The following is a 16,997-nucleotide window of genomic DNA, read 5'->3' as shown; positions in this document are numbered from 1 at the left end:
CGAACTGATCAAAGGTTACAACACGCCGAGTCTGCTGAGGAGATCCATTGCGTTATGCTCTTTGGTTAGCTTCACATAGGCCTTCTTCTCGCCCCGTGGCGTTATCACAGTGTTGACCTTCTCTACGTCGACGCCGTAGAGCCTCTTCACCTCATCCGCTATCTGCTTCTTGGTGGCGTCCCTCTCAACGACTAGGGTAATCTTGTTCTCCTTCTCGGCGAGCCGCAGCGCCTTCTCCGTCACAACCAGCCTCCTAATCATAAGAACAACCCGCCGAGTTTTTCTACAGCCGGGACAGTCCAGAGGGTCAGCCTCCCCGGGACGCCTCCAGGCGCGAGAACCAGCATATTTAGGTTATTCACAGCGACTACGTCGACGCCTGGGAAATTCCTCACAGCCGCCACCAGAGGCGCCTTCGCGTCTGAGACCACTACCAACACGCTCTTGGGCTCCTTGTACCGCCTCCCCCTCATCTTGCCCTTGCCAGACCTAATCTTAACCCCCTCCGCGGCCCTTTCGACGTCTAGCCACAGCCCCAGCGCCTGTAACAACTTCCTCGCCTCCCTCGCCCTGCCTATCTTCTCCACGTCTCCCGTAACCACGACCGGAAGCGCCGGCACCTTGTCAACCACGTGGCCCCTCGCCGCCACCCACGACTTGTAGCCCGTGGCCGCGATGGCCGACCTAATAGCCAAGTTCTTCTCCTTCTTGTTAATCTCCTCGTGGAGCTTCTTCTCCACCCTAGGCGGGTGGGCCCTCCTGCCGCCTCTGGTGTTGGGGGCAAAACAGCCCCTGGGCCAGAGAGAGCCCTTGTACCGCGGAATTCTGGCTATCCCAAGCCCCACGCCGAACGACTCACAGCTGTGCTCCTTGCCGGCGCCTTCGTACACGCCCTTTGGCTGGAACCGCGCGCTCAGAGCGCTTAGATACGCCCTCCTGATTAAATCCGGCCGAACCGGCTCTAGGAAGTGTATGGGGGCGTCTATATCCGCCACGTAGGCCCCGTCCGGGCCGTATACCTTCAGCTTGCGCACAGGCCCCTCCGGCAATGGCTGTAGATAGGGGCTGAGATCCAGCAACTTAAACTTAAGCAACACCTCGTTCATCACTGCGCCTGTTGCGCCCCGTTTATAAACTTTGTGAACTTACCCAAACCACCTGCGGCTCCGCGGCGGGCGGCGCCTTGCGAGGCGGCCTCACTGGGTACCTAAGCACCACCAGCCTCTTCCTCGCCCCGGGGACACTGCCCTGCACGAGGATGTACGGCCCCTTCACCACTCCGTAGTGGAGGAAGCCGGACTTCGGCGTAATCTCGGCACCGTTCTCGCCGATTTTCAACAGCCTCTTGTTATACTCAGTCCTCTGGTGGAACCCCATCTGGCCGGGCCTCGGCTGTGTAAACATCAAAGCCGGAGCCTGGGGGCCTATGGTGCCGGTCCTCCTGTGGCCCTTCCTGTGCTTATGCCAACGGGGCAGGATGGTGACGCCAAACCTCTTAACGACGCCCTGGTAGCCCTTCCCCTTGGTAACTGCAATCACGTCGACAAGCTGACCCGCCGTAAACACATCCTTGGGCGACACGGTCTTGCCGAGTAGAGAGACGGCGTATTTTATCCTCTCATCTATGCTCGGCACTCCCCCAACCGGTATCTCCAACAGCTCGGGGGTCTTCTTGCCGATGCCAGAGAGGTGGGGTTGCATCGCGACTAGAGCCCTCACGTCCACCGCTACGTCTCTAAACTCCTCCAGCTTCTTCATCTGCTTCTCCACATCCACCTTCTCCGGCAGTGTCAAAACCCTATGGAGGTACTTCGGCAACTCCGCAGACCAGACCTCAGCCACTGCGCGCCGGTAGCCGTTTGCCGGGTCTAGGGTGTAGAGCCTCACCCCCCAGACGTAAAGCGGCGGGGCATCCAGCACAGTAACCGCCCTCACCACCTCCTTGCCGTAGAGCGGGCTGGTGGGCCTGTCGTCCACCACCACTGCGTGAACCATCCCGGCTTTATACGCCGCGAACCCCAGCAACGTGGGCCTGCCAAGATTTACATCTGGCCAGTTGCGCACCCTGGGCACGATATCCGCGGCGCGCTTCCTCGGGTACACCCCCATCGAGCCGCGGCGCGGCCTATTAATCTTAAGACCCATAGCGCCCCGCAACGGCCTAGTTTATAAACTTTCAAACTCCACCAATCTATAAATACGCAATTCGGTGGCGATACATGCGCCAGTTAAAGAAGTGGAAATGCGCGGTGTGTGGAGAGGAGGTGGTGGAGGGGCAGGTCTTCACTTTCTACGCCAAGGGCCCCGTCCACTGGGAGTGTCTAGAAAAAGAGCTGTCCGGCATGCTGTACAAAGACGTCGACGCCGCGGCGTTGCTCAGACTAGACCACTACCTACACGAAGGCATAGTCCTCGCCAAACAGCTAGAATACCTAGCCCAAAACGAAAAAACCAAAGAACGCATAAGAGAAATACGCAAACAGCTAGAGACTCTAGCCGCCAAGCTGACAAATGAAATCACCACTAGCCAACCCTAGCCCCCTTTTTTAACATAGCCGCATCCTCTACAGCCTTTTAACAAACTCCTCCATCGCGTCGGCGAGATCTCGCTGTCTGGATTAAGGCCGTTGAGCCGAAGAGCGTGTAGGTTAAGGGCAATCTAAACGTGTAACCCAGCCCCGGGGGCCGCCTAACACCTCCGCGTCGCGGAGGGCCTCTCTAAGCCTATCCCGTTTATACCGCTCAGTATCTATCCGCCACTTCACAGGCCCACGGTTTTTCCAGTCTATTAGATCTTTAATGGTCCGGCGCCCGGCACGGGGGGTGATTTAAATAGCGCCAATATTCACCACCGGTGTCTCTGCAGGTGGGAAAGAAAAGCGTAAAGCTGACGTTGGGTAGGCAGATACTTACATTCGATCTACCCCCCGGCGAGCCGCGGCCCCACGCAACCTTCGACGGCAGGTCGCTTAGGGCTTCGTGTTGCGGCGTGGAGACGGAGCTGGTCGTCGAGCAGACACGCGGCGGCGTGGCTATACGGAAGAGGCTGGGAGCCAGGGAGCACGTCTTCGGCCTCGGCACCAGGGCTTATCCGCCTGATAGGAGGAGGGGCCGCTTTGTGCTTTTCAACAACGACCTCTACGGCTACCAGCTAGGGATGGACCCCCTCTACGCCTCAATCCCCCTCCTCGTCTTTGTGGAGGGGGGCAGGGCCTTTGGCGTTGCGGTTAACAGCCCGGCCTACGGCGTCGCCGACATAGGAGCTACTAGATACGGCGAGGTGGTGGTGGAGGTGGAGGACATGCCGGAGGTGTACCTCTTCTTCGGGCCAGCCCCCCTTGAGGTGTACGAGACATACAGCGAGGCGACCGGCAGACCCTTCCTGCCGCCGAGGTGGGCCATGGGGCTTCACATATCGAGATACTCCTACGAGCCCCAGACGGCCGCCGCCGAGGTGGTGAAGGAGGTGCTAGAGGCGGCGCCTGTAGAGGCGGTGTATCTAGACATCGACTACATGGACCGCTACAAGCAGTTCACTTGGGATTTCAAGAAGTTCCCGGACCCCCGCGGCTTTGTGGAGGAGATGCACGAGCTGGGGGTGAGGGTAGTCGCGATTATAGATCCGTACATCAAGGCGGAGCCCGGCTATAAGCCCTTCGAGAAACTGCTAGACTGTCTACTCGTCACGGAGAACGACGAGATCTTCCTCGCGAGGGGGTGGCCCGGCCTCTCGGCGTTGCCCGACTTCCTAAACCCCCGGTGTAGGGAGGCTTGGGCGGCGTTGGTGGAGGAGTTCGTCGCCAGCTTCGGGATAGACGGCGTGTGGCTAGACATGAACGAGCCCACGGTTTTCAACTGCGACGCGCTGGCCACCAGGTCTAGGATCTACGCCCTGGCGGGGGCCACGCCGCACCCCCTCACGAGGGAAGAGCTTTACTGCAGGGCGCCCCGCGGCGCCTACCACGTCTTCAACGGAGAGAAGATCCCCCATGAAAAAGTGCGGGGGCTATACCCCTACTTCGAGGCCGAGGCCACGTACGAGGCGTTGCGGAGGGCTGGGAGGGAGCCCTTCATACTCTCCAGATCGGGCTACCTGGGTATTCAGAAATACGCCGCTTTGTGGACCGGCGACGTGCCCAGCACCTGGGAGGGGCTTAGGCTGACCGTGATGGCGGTGCTCGGCCTCTCGGCCTCCGGAGTCCCCTTCGTGGGGGCCGACGTGGGGGGCTTCGCCGGCGTCGGCGATTACGAGCTGGTGGCTAGGTGGTACCAGGCGGCGGCTCTGTTCCCCTTGTTCCGCGTCCATAGGGACAAGGCCACGCCAGACGCGGAGCTCACCAGACTACCCGCTAAGTACAGGCAGATGGCTCTGGAGGCAGTGAGGCTGAGGCTGAGGCTCATGCCGTACCTCCGCCACCTCGCATGGGCCGCCCATCTACACGGCTACCCCATAGTGAGGCCCCTCGGCTTAGAGTTCCCCGACGACGAAGACGCGTTTAAGATACACGACGAGTACATGGTGGGGCCCCACCTCCTCTACGCCCCCATACTAGACAAGGGGGCGAGGGGGAGGGACGTCTACCTCCCCAGGGGGGCCTGGCTGGAGCTGGAGACCGGGAGGGCCCACCTAGGCCCCAGCTGGGTCGCCTCGGAGTCCCAGATGCCTCTCTACATAAGGGCGGGCTCCGCCGTGCCCACCCAGGAGGGCTTGTTGATATATGGAGAGGGGGAGTGGACCATATACACAGACGAGGGCCCCGTGCGCGTAGAGCGCAGAGGTAACTCTGTGAAGGCCGGATGCAGGTGGCGCGGCATATACATACTGGGGGAGGCGCTGGTGGAGGTTGAGGTAGACGGCGTGAGGGCGCGGGGGGCCGCCGCGAGGATCGGCACCTACGTGGAGCAGGGCGACTGCGGTATGTCCACTACGTAGACCCTGCCGTATTTAGACAGAGCCTCGGCGAGGCCCTCCGGGTCGTCTGTGATAAAGACGTGGGAGGGCCCGGTGCCCGACACCCCGCCCACGGCCCCCCTCCTCAGCGCCTCTAGCCACGGCTCCGGCGGGTAGCCCAGGGCGTAGCCGTAAGCCGCGGCGTTTATCATCATCGCCTCTCTCCACATGCCCAGCCCCGCGTAGGCCACCGCGGTCCTAACCAGAGGCGCCACGGCCCTCATCTCCTCGAGCCTATGCCTCCTCTTCTCGTAAGGCGGTATCAACACGACGGCCCTCCCAGACACGTCCAGCTCTCTAATCACCACAAGCTTGTGGTTGTCGGTGAGGTAGCTCCTCCCCACGGCGCTCGCCACGGCGTCGTCAAAAGCCCCCGTGACGCTTATCCCAGCCCACTTGCTCAACTCGGCGTTTAGCCTAGCCACGTCGAAGAGATCCACCTCGGCCCCGGCCAGCGACGCCGCCGCCCTGATAATTGCGTTGACCGTGGCGCTACTAGACTTAAGCCCACCCGCAGTGGGCAAGTCGCCGGTGATTCTGACGGCGAGTGGCCCAGTCCCGAACCTCTCGGCAACCCTCTCCACGATCCTCACCACAGGCCCCACGTCCACGTCGGCGTAGGTAGAGACCGAGGTCCGGTCGGAGCGGCACACCTCAGCCACCACCCTCAGCGATATGGGGAAAGCCGCCCCGTGCCCAGTGGCTATGGCGTTGATCACAGTCCCCCCTCCGTATGCACACGCAACGGCGCACTGCACTAGAGGCGGTACGCACCTCTATAAATCTATCTACACACCTCGTTCAACACAGAGAAGGCCTCCGACAGGGCCCCCTCCCCCTCCACTAGGGCAATCCTCACGTGGCCGCCCCTCCCGTAGAGCTCCCCAGGAAGGACAGAGACGCCTCTGCCCAGCGCCTTCTCGAAACAGCCCTCCCCCGCCTCTGCAAATATGTAAAACGCCCCCCCTGGCTTCACAAACCGGAGCCTCAGCAACCGCGCCGCGAGCTCCGCCCTGCCGCGGTATATCTCGGAAACCTCCCGCCTCCTCCTCGGCAGTATGTCTATCACAGACGCCACAGCCCTCTGGGCGTGGGTCGGGGGGACATTGATAGTCGCCTTGTTAAAGCGGGCCACCTCCCTAGCCACCTCCCTAGGCGCAATCACCGCCCCCAGCCTAAGACCGGGCACCGAGAAGACCTTAGAAAAGCTGTGCACAACAGCCACGTTAGGCGACATGTCGAGGGGAGAGGTGAACTCCGTAAACACAATGTCGCGGTAAATCTCGTCGCTAATCACAAACTCGGCCACGTCCACAAGCTCCCTCACCCTCTCCCTCGGCAACACAACCCCCGTGGGGTTATTCGGGTAGTTCACCACGTACACCCCCCTCTCCGCGAATCTAGGCAACCACCCATCGCCGGACTCCACAAGCCCCAGCCCCAGCCCGAAGACCTCCGCAATTTCGAAATAGCCCGGGTAGTAAGGCGACGGCGTCAGGAGCCGCCTCCTGCGGAAAGCCCACATAAGCGCGGCGAGGCCGTGCCTCCCGCCGGCCACCGCCACCACCTCCCCAGGCTCCACCCCAAAAACAGAAGCCACAGCCTCTCTAAACTCCGGCAAACCCTCCGGAGGGCCGTAGCGCATATCCCCAACACGCGACAAAGCCTCCAGAAGCTCCCCCGGCGGAGGCACGTCGGGATCCCCAATATCAAGCCTATGACGCGGCCCCGCCTCCCCAATACGCCTAAGAACAGAGGCAAAATCCACAGAAGAGATAAGAAGGGTAATTATACATAGCCACACCCAAAAACACGCCACCGAAAAAGCACGCGGCAACCAGCCAACCACGCCGCAACCACCTGCGGCAACGACACCAGCCCAACGGCAGACGCCCGCCACAACAACACCACCAAGCTTTTAAGCCCAAGCCCCCTCTGTAACATGTCCATCGACCTCAAGACGCTTGAGGAGGTTGTGGAGAGGGCTGTAAAGAGGGCGCTGGAGGAGGCCCGTGGCGAGGAGATGAAGGCAGTGGCCGAGGCTTTGAAGGCGCTTGCGGACTACACCAAGGCAGGCTTCGCCCAGCTGACAATACGAGTTGAGAAGCTGGAGAAACGCGTATCCACGCTTGAGGATAGTGTGGGCTCTCTAACCGAGGCCACTCTCTCCCGGTACGTCTGGGAGGATTTAAGACTTGAGGTGGAGGGGCGTGGGGAGAGGGTGCTCGCCAGACGCCGCAACGCCCGTGTGGACGGCCTCGACGTCGATCTGCTCGTGGAGACGGACAGGGCGGTGTACGTGGTGGAGGTCAAGACTAGGGCGAGAAGGAGAGACGTCGACGCCGTGGCTAGGAAGGCTGAGGCGGCCCGCGGAGCATACGGCAAGCCCGCCGTCGCCATCCTCGCCGGCGTCAGAATAGGAGACGACGTGGAGAAATACGCAAAAGGCAAGGGGGTGCTTGTGTATAGGTACTGAGCTGGGCCTACCGAGTTCTGGCGCCGGCGTAAACAGCTGAGTCAAGACGCAGACGGCGGTAAATGGGGGCCGGTCAGCTACGTCGGACAAAGACCGGTAGCCCATGTGGGTCTCACCCCCCGGGTGCGGCGAGCCGCGCCGGGTCTATATAAGACCGGCGTCTTCTATATTTTAAAGCCCAGACATCAATGGCCACATGGGGTATTGATATGCGGCGCGGTCCCCGTGAGGAAGGCGAGAGACGTCGAGAGAGCGCTTGAGGCCCCCGTCCCGTGCCTCGAGCTGAGACTCGACTACCTAGAGGCCGGCCTCGTCGAGGTCAGACGCGTCCTAGAGGAGGCCGTTGCCAGGCGGACGGTTATATTCACCGTGAGGCGGAGGGAGGAAGGCGGAGCCTGGCGCGGCGGCGAGGAGGAGAGGGCGGAGCTCTACCTCAAACTCCTAGACCTCTCCCCCCACTATATAGACGTAGAAGCCGAGTCTCCCATCATAAGACAGGTGGCCGGGGCCAAGGGAGGGTCACGGCTCATCGCCAGCAGACACGACTTTGAAAAAACGCCCCCCCTCGAGGTGCTGACCCAGTGGGCCCGCAGAGCCGCGGAGCTGGGCGACGTAGTTAAGATAGTGACGTATGCCAGGGAGCCTGGAGACGGCTTGCGGGTCCTCTCCCTAATAGGCGCGGCCCCCAAGCCCACCGTCGCCTTCGCCATGGGCCCCGCCGGCGCCTACACGAGAGTAGCCGCCGCGGCCCTGGGGAGCCCCATTATGTACGTCTCCCTCGGCGAGGCCACGGCCCCCGGCCAGATAAGCGCAGACGCCTACTACGCCGCTCTGCTCGCTGTTGGTATAGCACCGGAGGGGGAGGGGCTACCCGCCATGAGAGAGGCCCTAGACTGGATAGACGGGGGCCTCATGTACCTCCTCAAGAGGAGGCTGGAGGTGTGCAGAGACATGGGCCGGCTGAAGAAAGCCGCAGGCCTCGCCATATACGACGACGCCCGCGAAGCCCAGGTGCTGAGGAGGGCAGGCGACTTCAAACAAATATTCGAGTTAGTGGTCCAGATGTGCAAAGCAGTACAGATAGTAGCCTAGGAAAGGAATAGGAGAAAAAGGGGGTTTAGACCTGTTACTGTATCGTCATCTGGATGTCCACCTGGTAGGTGGCCAGTATAGTCTTGCCGTCGGCGTAATCAGCCGGCAGGTCCGGGTCGATTCTTATGTATACGCCAGCAGTGGCGCACTGGCCTGGATCAATCGTAACAGACGCCGACTGCGGGTAGTTCGTAGTCGTTATGAAGCCGGTGCCCGGCTGGGCGTATGGATCGGTCCAGTAGACGTAGAACGCCTTGACATAGCGGGCGAGGCTGTTTGGATTGTCCACAATGCCTCTGTAGTACATAGTAGCCACCACCGAGGTTGTGCCGTAGTAGTTGCACACGCGGATTACATCAGTATAGTTGACGGGGTCGCCGGTGAAGCCGATGACTGAGATTTTTGTGATGTTGTAGCCGTTGGCGCTGTCGAAGTAGTAGCTGACCTTGGCGTATCTACCCCCAGCAACGGTGGTGTCTACGCCGGGGTACTTCATTGCTGGCGGCCTTGTGGCGTTCACAACCCAGTACGTTATGTTGGTAAACGTAACCGCAGCCGCCACCAGCGCCACCGCGGCCAACGCCGCCAGCACCACCAGCGGTTTGTAATTCCTTTTCCTTGCCATGAGTCCCATAAACACACCTCTTTATATATTCAACGTTGCGCCGTGAAGATTCGCACGACTATCCAGACGGCGCGATACAGGCAACAACACCACCCGCTGCCGTAGATTTATACCACCCACTTATAAAGAATGTTTTTATCATTTGGTGTAGTCAAACAGGGAGACACAGGCGAAATGTCAGAGGGTGGTGTGGCGGGGCGGTTGCTCCGTGCCGTCTGTGTTTTGATATATACAGTCCCTATATTCGTATCCCTATTTGTATATTCTCGTCGCAACGTTGAATATTTAAACCTTGGAGAAATACGCTACACATGGCTGGGAGAAGTAGAACCAGGTTGCTGGGGTTGCTTGCGGTGTTGCTGGGAGCCGCCGCGCTGTTTGCAACTGTGTCTATTCTAAACGTGACGTATTGGTACGTCAACACCACGCAACCCCCAGTCAAGAAGTACGTTGGCAACGACACCTATGTAATGAACGGCGCATTTGTCAAGGCCGACTGGTACTACGACCCCAACACCGGTCTCAACATCACTAGGGTATACGTCACAGGCGTCCCTGGCGACATAGTCAACATCACCAACGCCCTCCGCGTCTGCAACAACTACAACGTGTCGGTGAAGATAAGAATCAAGGACGCCAGCCTACTACAGGACTTCTACCCCGGCTCTAACTATATCAGGTACATGGCTGTAAAGTTCATACAGCCAACCAACGCAACCGACAACCAGGCGGTGATTCAAAACGAGGCTGTGGTGGACCCGTCCACGGGCTACGTGACGCTTCAGCCGGGCCAGTGCGCGATTCTAGGCGTCGACTTGATCATTGACGCCAACGCCCCCTACTACAAGACCCTGGCCGCCTACCAGATAAACATTGAGAAGGTGCCATCTGGCTGATGAGAAGCGAGGCGGCGGCTAGAACCCTACTTCTCTTCTTCCCCGCCCTCGTCTTCCTAATCGCCCTCACCGCGCCGGGGGGCGACTACGCATTCCGCACAGGCCCCCTGGCCGAGGTGGCGGTGGGCGAGGTGCCTAGCCACGTCGCCGTGGAGGGCAAGACTCTGTACCTATACAGCTCCCCATACGCCGTGTGGAGCTACCCGCGGGCCATAGCGGTGAGCATATTCTACCCAACCTCTGTCCTCGTCTCCTCCACCTGCGGCGCCGTTGCAGTGGCGTCTGTGGGCGGGGCGCCGGGCAAGTACTACGTAGACCTGGCCGTGCCCCCCGGCGTCCAGGGCGACTGTTTTATCAACTTCACACACCCCTCCGGGTGGAGAAACGCGGTCCTCCTCAAGATTAAGCTAATCGACTGGTACCCCGGCGCCGTGGAGAGGGCAGTGGTGGTTCTCAACGGCTCTGGCTGGCAGTTCGTCCAGGTGGGGGCAGACGGCATGTTCTACGTGTGGGAGCGGCCCCTGGCGAGGTTGCCTGTGGCTGGCTGCGTCTTTGTGTACAACAAGTCGGTGCTCCTCACCGAGATTCTGAACTACGGCGAGGCTGTGCCGAACATAGTGCCGCCCGTATACGTCCCGTCCCCCGGCGGCCAGCCCCGCTTCGGCGCCTTTATAAAGCTTGAGGGCACCTCCACGCTGTATGTCTACCAGGCCCCGTGCCCCCGCGCCGTGAACCTCACAGTGCCGCCCCCGCCCTCACTGAGGGCGAAGCTCGGCGTGTTGCTCCCCGGCTACGCGGGGCCCTACTTCGACTCGCCGACGCCGCGGACACACAGCGAATATAAAACTGCGCTGAGGGTCGTGAACTATACCGTGTCCGCCGGGAGGTCCTACAGACTCTATATATACAGCTACAGCACCCCGGTGGGCATGTGGGGGGCTGTGCTGAGGTACGACTTCGGAGTGTCTACATTCCTCACCACAGAGGTTTCGCTGTTTAGGCCTGCCGCCGCGGCGGAACCCGCGAGGGCGGGCGACGTCTGGCTTTACGTGGCTAACGGCACTAGGTACTGGGTGTACAGCAGGACGCCGCCGTACAACACCTGCAACCCGCCCTGCGGCGCCCCGTCGGGATGGACTGAGCCGCTGTACGTCGTGGCCGACCCGGGGGGTAGCTGGGGCGGGTGGCCGGCGGTCGTGAAGGCGGAGAGGGAATTTCTAAGGCCTTGGAAAACGTAAAACTTATATAAATAGACTTCGTGGGGGCTGTGAACTGGGTTGCCCTCCTCGTCGGGGTGGCTTCGGGGATGGCGGTGGCGTTTGGCAGGGTGTACGCGGAGCGGCTGACGGCGAGGTACTACGGCCTCGCCCCCCAGCTCCTCTTTAAGCACAGAGACGTAATCGTGCCCTTTTTGGTGCTGGCTGGGGCCGCGAATATATACGCGGTCTGGATAACCGTGGCCTACGGCGGCATCTCGGCGTGGAGGCTGTCGGCGCTTATAGGAATGGCCCTCGTGCTGGCGGCGCAGATAATCCAGCTAAACGTAGCCCTGAGGCCTTCGAAAAAGGACTTGGAGCTCGCCCTCGCGTCGTGCGTCGCCTACGTCTACCTCTTCGCCCTGTACGTAGTTGCCTTGGCAACGGGGAGGTACAGCCTCTGGCTGTTTTGATATGGACGGGGTCGAGTCCCTCTTGATATCCGCCGCGGGCGGCGTGATCGCGGCCCTGGCGCCCCTCATCTACCTGATGTACTATACGAGGCCGGTTACCTTCACCGTGTGGACGGGAGTCCTCGTCTCCTTCATCGCCGGGTTCGTCTTCACGCTCCTAATCCAGCAGTGGAGCCACTTCTACGCCAGATTCACCTACCTACTGGCCCTGGCGCTGTTGCTCACCTCCCTGGCCTACACCTACTGGGGGATGTACAAGAGGCGCTGGACGATGTACCTCTTCGCAGCCGCGGCCTGGATCTACATCATACTCCTCGCAGTGGTGTCCAGGGCCCTGGGGCTGGGAGACCCCTTCATCATATAGCTGTGCCAACGCCGGCGGAACCCGGCTGAGGCGCTTGATCGCGGAGAGGTACGGCTGATGTGTGCTGTTCGCCACGCTTTTCGGCTCCGTAGCCAGGGGGGGACGGGGCCTCTCAGCGACGTCGACGTGGCGGTTAAGCTGGCCAGCGGTTGCGGGTACCTCGAGTTCTTGATAAGCTTTTCAGCAGACGCCTCAGAGGTTTTGGGAATCGACTACGTGGACGTCTTGATACCTACCGACGACTTGCCCTACGTGCCGGGCGGCGTCGGGGAGGCTGATATACGCCAGGGGTAGCTATGTGGAATGCGTGGCGACCTCCTTCTCCCTCTGGGCAGATTTCCAGATCCACCTGGCAAAGACCAAGGCTCGGGAGAGGTTTGCGGAGTCGCTATGGGTAAAATAGCGTCGCTAATCGCCTTGGTGAAGAGGAACTTGGAGACGCTTGACGAGCTGGTGAGGAGGCACGGCGCCGCGGAGGTGGTGGAGGACTATGGGTTGCTAAATGCGTCTCTCCACTTGATGCAGGCGGCGATACAGACGCTGATAGACGCCGCCCACCTGCTCGTGGAGCTAGGGGCCGAGCCGCCGAGCAGATATTCAGACGTGCCCTCCGCCCTAGCTCAGCACGGCCTCTTAAACAGCAACCTTGTTCAGAAAGGTAATTTTTTAGAGACGTCGTGGTCCACGGCTACGGGACTCCGGGCTGGTTCAGAAGATTCTAGAGGAGGGCCTATATAGAGACTTACTACGGCTAGCCTCCGTGATTTACAGAGAGGCGCTTAGACGCGGAGTAGATCCGTAGATATTAGCCCACGCCACAACGTTAAATATTTATCTACCGCACTATCCGTGTCTATGTGAATGTTACAGTGTTTGTTGTCTTGGCGCCGTTGGCTATGTGGATGTTTCCAGTCTACGTGCCGCCTAACTCCACTGCCACGATCTACGCAAGTCTGCCGCCCGGCCTCTGCAACGCCACCGGCGTAATCCACGTGAGCCAGCTGGTGGCGATCGCCTGCGTGAACAAGGCGCTGGCTCCCACCACCGTCAGCGGGTACGTGGCGGTGGAGTACCCCAAGCCCCCGCCTCCGCCCAGCGTCCCGGCGCCTGAGGCGCCTATACTGGCGGTGGCGGCCGGCGCCGCGGCGGCGGCTGGCCTCAGCCACGTTGCTAGCAACCGCCGCGAACTGCTCGCCGCCCCGCTGGCGCCGATAGTCGCCCGCATCAAGAGGGCAACTGGCGAGGATCCCGCTAGGCGTGAGATACTGCGGGTGGTTGAACAGCTGGGCGCCGCGACGCTGGCCCAGATAGCCAAGGCCACGGGCAAGGGCTGGGGCGCCGTCCAGTGGCACGTCTACGTGCTGGAGAGGGAGGGCAGGCTGAGGTCTATTAGGATAGGCCCCATGACCTACTACTTCACAAACCCAAAGAAGGCGGCTGAGGTAATCCTCGCCTCAGTGGATCCAGACGCACTGCCGCTGGAGGATAGGGAGAAGCTAGACTTCCTCGCGGCGTCGGCCTCATGAGGCGCCTGGCTTACCCCCTCTTTTTTCTACTAGGAGTTGCGGCCGCCTACGCGGTTCTTTCATTTCTCAACCCAGTCCACTGGCGCCTCAACGCCACCCTGCCCCCAGTGTCTAAAGACGTCAACACGTCGCTGTACCCCCTCGTGAGGGGGTGGTACACCGCCGTCGATGTGAACGCAACGTATTACTACATGAAGTTTATGCCGGGGTGGCCTGAGCAGTACGTCGTCGGCTTGTTCCGGGCGAGAGACCCCGGGTGGCAGGCCAGGCTTGAGGCCGTCGCTAGGGCGGGGTCGCCCGGCGGCACCTACGCCATCTCCCTGGGGGGTCAGGTGCAGATCACCGACGTGCAGAGCGGGGGGCCGTATGTCCCCACCACCGCGCCGCTGGTGTGGACAACCACGACCACGAGCCGCTACTCGGTGCTGGCCAGGGCCTGGTTTAACCAAGGCGGGATATACGCGTGGCAGTGGGTAAACTTCACAGCGGAGCCCATGGCCAAGCTCTACAACCAGGCGTTTAGTTGCGGCGTTTCCCAATATGTAGATAATTTCGCAAGCTACTGTAGTTGGATCGTCGAGGGATTTGATCAACTCCCGCCGTGGGCCGAGACATATACAACCGGCGGCTCTGAAGTAACACTTGACTATAAAAGGGGGATTCCGCCTCCTTCTATCTACACTGATGGGAAAAACGGCTACGGCGTAGTTTTCATAGACGTTTCTCAGTGGATTGGCGGCTTCCCAGCTACCTCCAGCTTTAAAATTGACTACATGGTTCAAGCCGCCTTGACTGGTAATGACTATATGCAACTTAACTTTTTCATAGATACAAACGGCGACGGCTTTCCCGACATCGAGGTGGTGTGGTACACCTCAGTTGACGGCAGACAGCCAGTTTCCCTATCGAGCGTAATATACGGCAGGTCGCTACCCTACGTCGCCATATTAAACTCCTCCAAGTCGCCCCCCTCGTCAACCTGGCTAACCTGGACTATCAACAAGATCTATGACACCGGCGTCGTCGTCGGCGTCGCCTTTGGTATGTATTCTCCAAATGGCGATACTAAGGGCTACTGGGATAACTTCGCCGCATTAAAGTGTGTCCTCCCGTCTAGCGTCGCGGCGCTGACGAGGGGGGCGGACTCACGGGTATATGTAGACGCCAGCTACAGCCCCTCGACGCCGCCTTCTTTAGCTACTGAGGTGGATGCCTACGGCTCCACCGGCGTCGTCTCTAACGACTACGGCTACTCCGTCGCCGTGTATAGACTGCCGTCCCCGGTACCAGCGGCCGGCGCCTCCATATCTGTGAGGGGGCTGTATGTGAGAGATGCCGCGGATGTTCAGAACAACGCCGCTTTTCTAGCCGTCGGCGTCGACACAAACGGCGACGGGGTTGCCGACGTGGAGTATATCTACTACCGCACAGACGGCGACGCGTACGCCATAGTCTCCTCCTTCGTAAACCCCGGCTCGCTTATATGCACCGACGCGTGTGTCAACACGACGCAGTACCGCTTCATAAACCTCGGCACAATGGCCAGCGGAAGCACCTACACCTGGTCTATCACCCTCGGCGACCTCCCCGGCGCAGTCGTCGGCGTGGCGCTGGGCGTGGCGGACGCCAGCGGCTACCAAGACGGCACCGTAGACGACTTCTGGGTGTTTTGGGACGACTTGACTGTGACGTACAGCGCGTGTCCTCCGCCTGCCGGCTGGAGCTCGCTGGGCTACGTCTGGCAGTCTTACGGCTGCCTGCTGGCGACGGCGGGGGGCGTGGGCTACGCGGCGCTTGTCCCAAACGCCCTTACCTACGTGGCTAACTTCACTGGCGTTGGTACATACGCCGTGTTTGACTCGGCTCTAAACGTGGTCTTCGGCGTGTATAGGGGTGCCTCTGGCTTCAGCGCGGTGTGCGGCTCTGCGCTGTACGCGCTCGGCCCTCTTCCAGCCGCGAGATACGTGGAGCTGAGGCCGCTGGGCGGCTTCGGCGACGTTATAATAAGAGACGCAAACGGCAACATACTGGCGAGATACGGCTGTAGCTACACCACAACACCCACATACATCGGCGTAAAGACGGAAGCCGGAGAGGCGATAAAACTATACACGCTGGAGGCGTGGGGATGACGGAGGTTAAGCCCGTGGAGAGGGCGCAGGCTGTGGAGGAGGTTTTGCCGGAGGATCGTAGGAGGGTGTTTGCGATTTTGCTTCTGGGCGCCTTTGCGGTTTTGGGCTTGTTTTTTGGCGCGTCTGGTGTGGGTGGGGGCGGCGGGGGGGCTCCGGCGGCTTTGATGGGGGTGGGGCTGAACGGTACGCAGATCTTCTGGCTGGAGGCGCCGGGGGGCTCTGTGGTGTTTTTCAAGATGCCGCTGTGCAACTTGGCGGAGTCTCCGGCGGCTGTGTGGGCGCGGGTGGTGGAGGTGCCGCCGGAGGTTAGGGTTTTCGCTGTGCATGTTGACGGGTCTTACTTCGGCGTTAGGTGGGGGAACTGGTCTGAGTGGCGGGGCGTCGTCGAGCCTAGGAGGTGTATCGAGGCCGTGGTGGAGGTGGTTGTCGACGCGAAGACGCCTCTGAACAAGACGCTGAGGGTGGTGGCGCGTGTCAACTCGACGTTGCTGGGCGGGGGCTGACTAGGGGCCTGGCGCCTCCTCCGGCTTTATTATCCTTATGCCGAGTTTCTGCGCCGCGGCGACCACATGCGGCGGGTTTTTGTCGTGTATAAACGGCGTGATTACGTAAACCCCCTCCACCCTCCTCCCAGTCACGTCTTGATACAGCTCGGCCTTCCGCCGCAGATAGGCCAAGTGGGCTCTTCTGACTGCCGAGACTATTTCTACTAGGAAGGTCTTGCCGTCTTTTACAACTACGTCAAGCTCCACCTCGCTTGGGTAGCCGTAGACCTGGCCTTTGTCGTCGAAGTAGGTCCACCGCTCCACCACGTAGCCGGCCTCCCTAAGCAACTCCCTAACCCCCTCTCTGAAGGCCTCCTCACTCCACACACCCCACATAGCACCAAGCGCCTCTATCCTTAGATTCAGCCGCCTCTCAAGCGCCGCGAGATCCTCCTTGGTGGCGAAAGCCTTCAAATCCTCCTTGGTTGCGAAGGCTTTTAGGTCCTCCTTTGTGGCGAAAACTCTTAGATCCTCTTTCGTGGCAAAGGCTTTGAGATCTTCCTTTGTCGCCATTGCGTTTTTAATCTCTTCTAGTTCTTTTTTCGTGGCCATGGTGTTTTTGATCTCCTCAATCTCCTTCATCAACTTCTCCCAGGGTAGTAGCTTGGCGAGGGCTTCGTACACAATGTGAGGCCTAGCGGTCAGCACCTCCACTAAAATCTCCGGGTGCTCTAGCAAGACTCGGCGTATTTCTTCGGCGAGGGACACGTATATGGGTGTG

The 16,997-nt window shown here is 60.4% G+C and carries 21 protein-coding genes; 13 read left to right on the top strand and 8 right to left on the bottom strand.

The window, feature by feature from the left end; translation table 11 throughout:
- Positions 1 to 15: 15 nt before the first annotated feature.
- The 3 genes from P186_RS00990 to rpl3p are packed head-to-tail and all read right to left on the bottom strand — an operon-like array spanning position 16 to position 2,145.
- Positions 16 to 261, bottom strand: a complete 246-nt coding sequence (locus P186_RS00990; protein ID WP_014287504.1) for a 50S ribosomal protein L23 — start codon at positions 259 to 261, stop codon at positions 16 to 18.
- Complete coding sequence (gene rpl4p / locus P186_RS00985) at positions 258 to 1,106, bottom strand: 50S ribosomal protein L4 (protein WP_014287503.1); 849 nt, start codon at positions 1,104 to 1,106, stop codon at positions 258 to 260. Before rpl4p ends, P186_RS00990 begins: the two co-directional genes overlap by 4 nt.
- 22 nt (positions 1,107 to 1,128) lie before the next feature.
- Positions 1,129 to 2,145 (bottom strand): 50S ribosomal protein L3, encoded by a 1,017-nt coding sequence (rpl3p, locus tag P186_RS00980; protein ID WP_014287502.1) that lies wholly within the window; start codon positions 2,143 to 2,145, stop codon positions 1,129 to 1,131.
- Positions 2,146 to 2,219: 74 nt separating this feature from the next.
- Here rpl3p and P186_RS00975 point away from each other — a divergent pair, with 74 nt between their 5' ends.
- Together P186_RS00975 and malA are read left to right on the top strand one after the other, a co-directional pair.
- Positions 2,220 to 2,537 (top strand): DUF2175 domain-containing protein, encoded by a 318-nt coding sequence (locus P186_RS00975; RefSeq protein ID WP_014287501.1) that lies wholly within the window; start codon positions 2,220 to 2,222, stop codon positions 2,535 to 2,537.
- Between the two features lie 317 nt (positions 2,538 to 2,854).
- Positions 2,855 to 4,933, top strand: a complete 2,079-nt coding sequence (gene malA, locus P186_RS00970; protein WP_014287499.1) for an alpha-glucosidase MalA — start codon at positions 2,855 to 2,857, stop codon at positions 4,931 to 4,933.
- Here the strand turns inward: malA and P186_RS00965 are convergent.
- From P186_RS00965 to P186_RS13715, 3 genes are read right to left on the bottom strand one after another with little or no spacing between them, the layout of a single operon-like run.
- Positions 4,894 to 5,709 carry a shikimate kinase gene (locus tag P186_RS00965; RefSeq protein ID WP_014287498.1) on the bottom strand — a complete coding sequence of 272 codons (816 nt, stop codon included), beginning with the start codon at positions 5,707 to 5,709 and terminating at the stop codon, positions 4,894 to 4,896. The genes malA and P186_RS00965 overlap by 40 nt on opposite strands.
- Before the next feature lie 26 nt (positions 5,710 to 5,735).
- Positions 5,736 to 6,719, bottom strand: coding sequence for a pyridoxal phosphate-dependent aminotransferase (locus tag P186_RS00960; RefSeq protein ID WP_014287497.1), 984 nt, complete (start codon positions 6,717 to 6,719; stop codon positions 5,736 to 5,738).
- 20 nt (positions 6,720 to 6,739) lie between these two features.
- Complete coding sequence (locus P186_RS13715; protein WP_014287496.1) at positions 6,740 to 6,901, bottom strand: hypothetical protein; 162 nt, start codon at positions 6,899 to 6,901, stop codon at positions 6,740 to 6,742.
- Here P186_RS13715 and P186_RS00955 point away from each other — a divergent pair.
- Both P186_RS00955 and P186_RS00950 read left to right on the top strand, forming a co-directional pair.
- Positions 6,894 to 7,427, top strand: a complete 534-nt coding sequence (locus P186_RS00955; protein ID WP_014287495.1) for a hypothetical protein — start codon at positions 6,894 to 6,896, stop codon at positions 7,425 to 7,427. The genes P186_RS13715 and P186_RS00955 overlap by 8 nt on opposite strands.
- 204 nt (positions 7,428 to 7,631) lie before the next feature.
- Positions 7,632 to 8,519, top strand: coding sequence for a type I 3-dehydroquinate dehydratase (locus tag P186_RS00950; RefSeq protein ID WP_148682576.1), 888 nt, complete (start codon positions 7,632 to 7,634; stop codon positions 8,517 to 8,519).
- A 34-nt stretch (positions 8,520 to 8,553) separates the two neighbouring features.
- Here the strand turns inward: P186_RS00950 and P186_RS00945 are convergent, their stop codons facing one another.
- Positions 8,554 to 9,144 (bottom strand): hypothetical protein, encoded by a 591-nt coding sequence (locus P186_RS00945; RefSeq protein WP_148682575.1) that lies wholly within the window; start codon positions 9,142 to 9,144, stop codon positions 8,554 to 8,556.
- A 311-nt stretch (positions 9,145 to 9,455) separates the two neighbouring features.
- On the opposite strand from P186_RS00945, the gene P186_RS00940 reads away from it, so the two are divergent.
- The 9 genes from P186_RS00940 to P186_RS00900 all read left to right on the top strand — a co-directional run bounded on the left by P186_RS00940 (position 9,456) and on the right by P186_RS00900 (position 16,234).
- Positions 9,456 to 10,040, top strand: a complete 585-nt coding sequence (locus tag P186_RS00940) for a hypothetical protein (RefSeq protein ID WP_014287492.1) — start codon at positions 9,456 to 9,458, stop codon at positions 10,038 to 10,040.
- Positions 10,040 to 11,278 (top strand): hypothetical protein, encoded by a 1,239-nt coding sequence (locus tag P186_RS00935; RefSeq protein ID WP_014287491.1) that lies wholly within the window; start codon positions 10,040 to 10,042, stop codon positions 11,276 to 11,278. The genes P186_RS00940 and P186_RS00935 overlap by 1 nt, the downstream gene beginning before the upstream one ends.
- Before the next feature lie 29 nt (positions 11,279 to 11,307).
- Positions 11,308 to 11,709: a hypothetical protein gene (locus P186_RS00930; RefSeq protein ID WP_148682574.1), complete on the top strand. Its 402-nt coding sequence runs from the start codon at positions 11,308 to 11,310 to the stop codon at positions 11,707 to 11,709.
- 1 nt (position 11,710) lies between these two features.
- The gene (locus P186_RS00925; RefSeq protein WP_014287489.1) at positions 11,711 to 12,073 is read left to right on the top strand and encodes a hypothetical protein; all 363 of its coding nucleotides are present in this window, start codon (positions 11,711 to 11,713) and stop codon (positions 12,071 to 12,073) included.
- A 57-nt stretch (positions 12,074 to 12,130) separates the two neighbouring features.
- Entirely contained in the window at positions 12,131 to 12,367 is a 237-nt protein-coding gene (locus tag P186_RS00920; RefSeq protein WP_148682573.1) for a hypothetical protein, read from the top strand.
- Between the two features lie 96 nt (positions 12,368 to 12,463).
- On the top strand, positions 12,464 to 12,811 hold the full coding sequence (locus tag P186_RS00915) for a DUF86 domain-containing protein (RefSeq protein ID WP_148682572.1): 348 nt from the start codon (positions 12,464 to 12,466) through the stop codon (positions 12,809 to 12,811).
- Between the two features lie 119 nt (positions 12,812 to 12,930).
- Positions 12,931 to 13,599 carry an ArsR/SmtB family transcription factor gene (locus P186_RS00910; RefSeq protein ID WP_014287486.1) on the top strand — a complete coding sequence of 223 codons (669 nt, stop codon included), beginning with the start codon at positions 12,931 to 12,933 and terminating at the stop codon, positions 13,597 to 13,599.
- Positions 13,596 to 15,731, top strand: a complete 2,136-nt coding sequence (locus tag P186_RS00905) for a hypothetical protein (protein ID WP_014287485.1) — start codon at positions 13,596 to 13,598, stop codon at positions 15,729 to 15,731. Before P186_RS00910 ends, P186_RS00905 begins: the two co-directional genes overlap by 4 nt.
- Positions 15,728 to 16,234: a hypothetical protein gene (locus P186_RS00900; RefSeq protein ID WP_014287484.1), complete on the top strand. Its 507-nt coding sequence runs from the start codon at positions 15,728 to 15,730 to the stop codon at positions 16,232 to 16,234. Before P186_RS00905 ends, P186_RS00900 begins: the two co-directional genes overlap by 4 nt.
- On the opposite strand, the gene P186_RS00895 is transcribed toward P186_RS00900, so the two are convergent.
- A complete protein-coding gene (locus P186_RS00895; RefSeq protein WP_014287483.1) occupies positions 16,235 to 16,984 on the bottom strand; it encodes a PD-(D/E)XK nuclease family protein in 750 nt (249 codons plus the stop codon).
- Positions 16,985 to 16,997: the final 13 nt, after the last annotated feature.

This window comes from Pyrobaculum ferrireducens, assembly GCF_000234805.1.
In the GTDB taxonomy this organism is placed as follows: domain Archaea; phylum Thermoproteota; class Thermoprotei; order Thermoproteales; family Thermoproteaceae; genus Pyrobaculum; species Pyrobaculum ferrireducens.
Note: the sequence above shows the minus strand (reverse complement) of the source record. Positions and strands in the feature narration are given on the sequence as shown.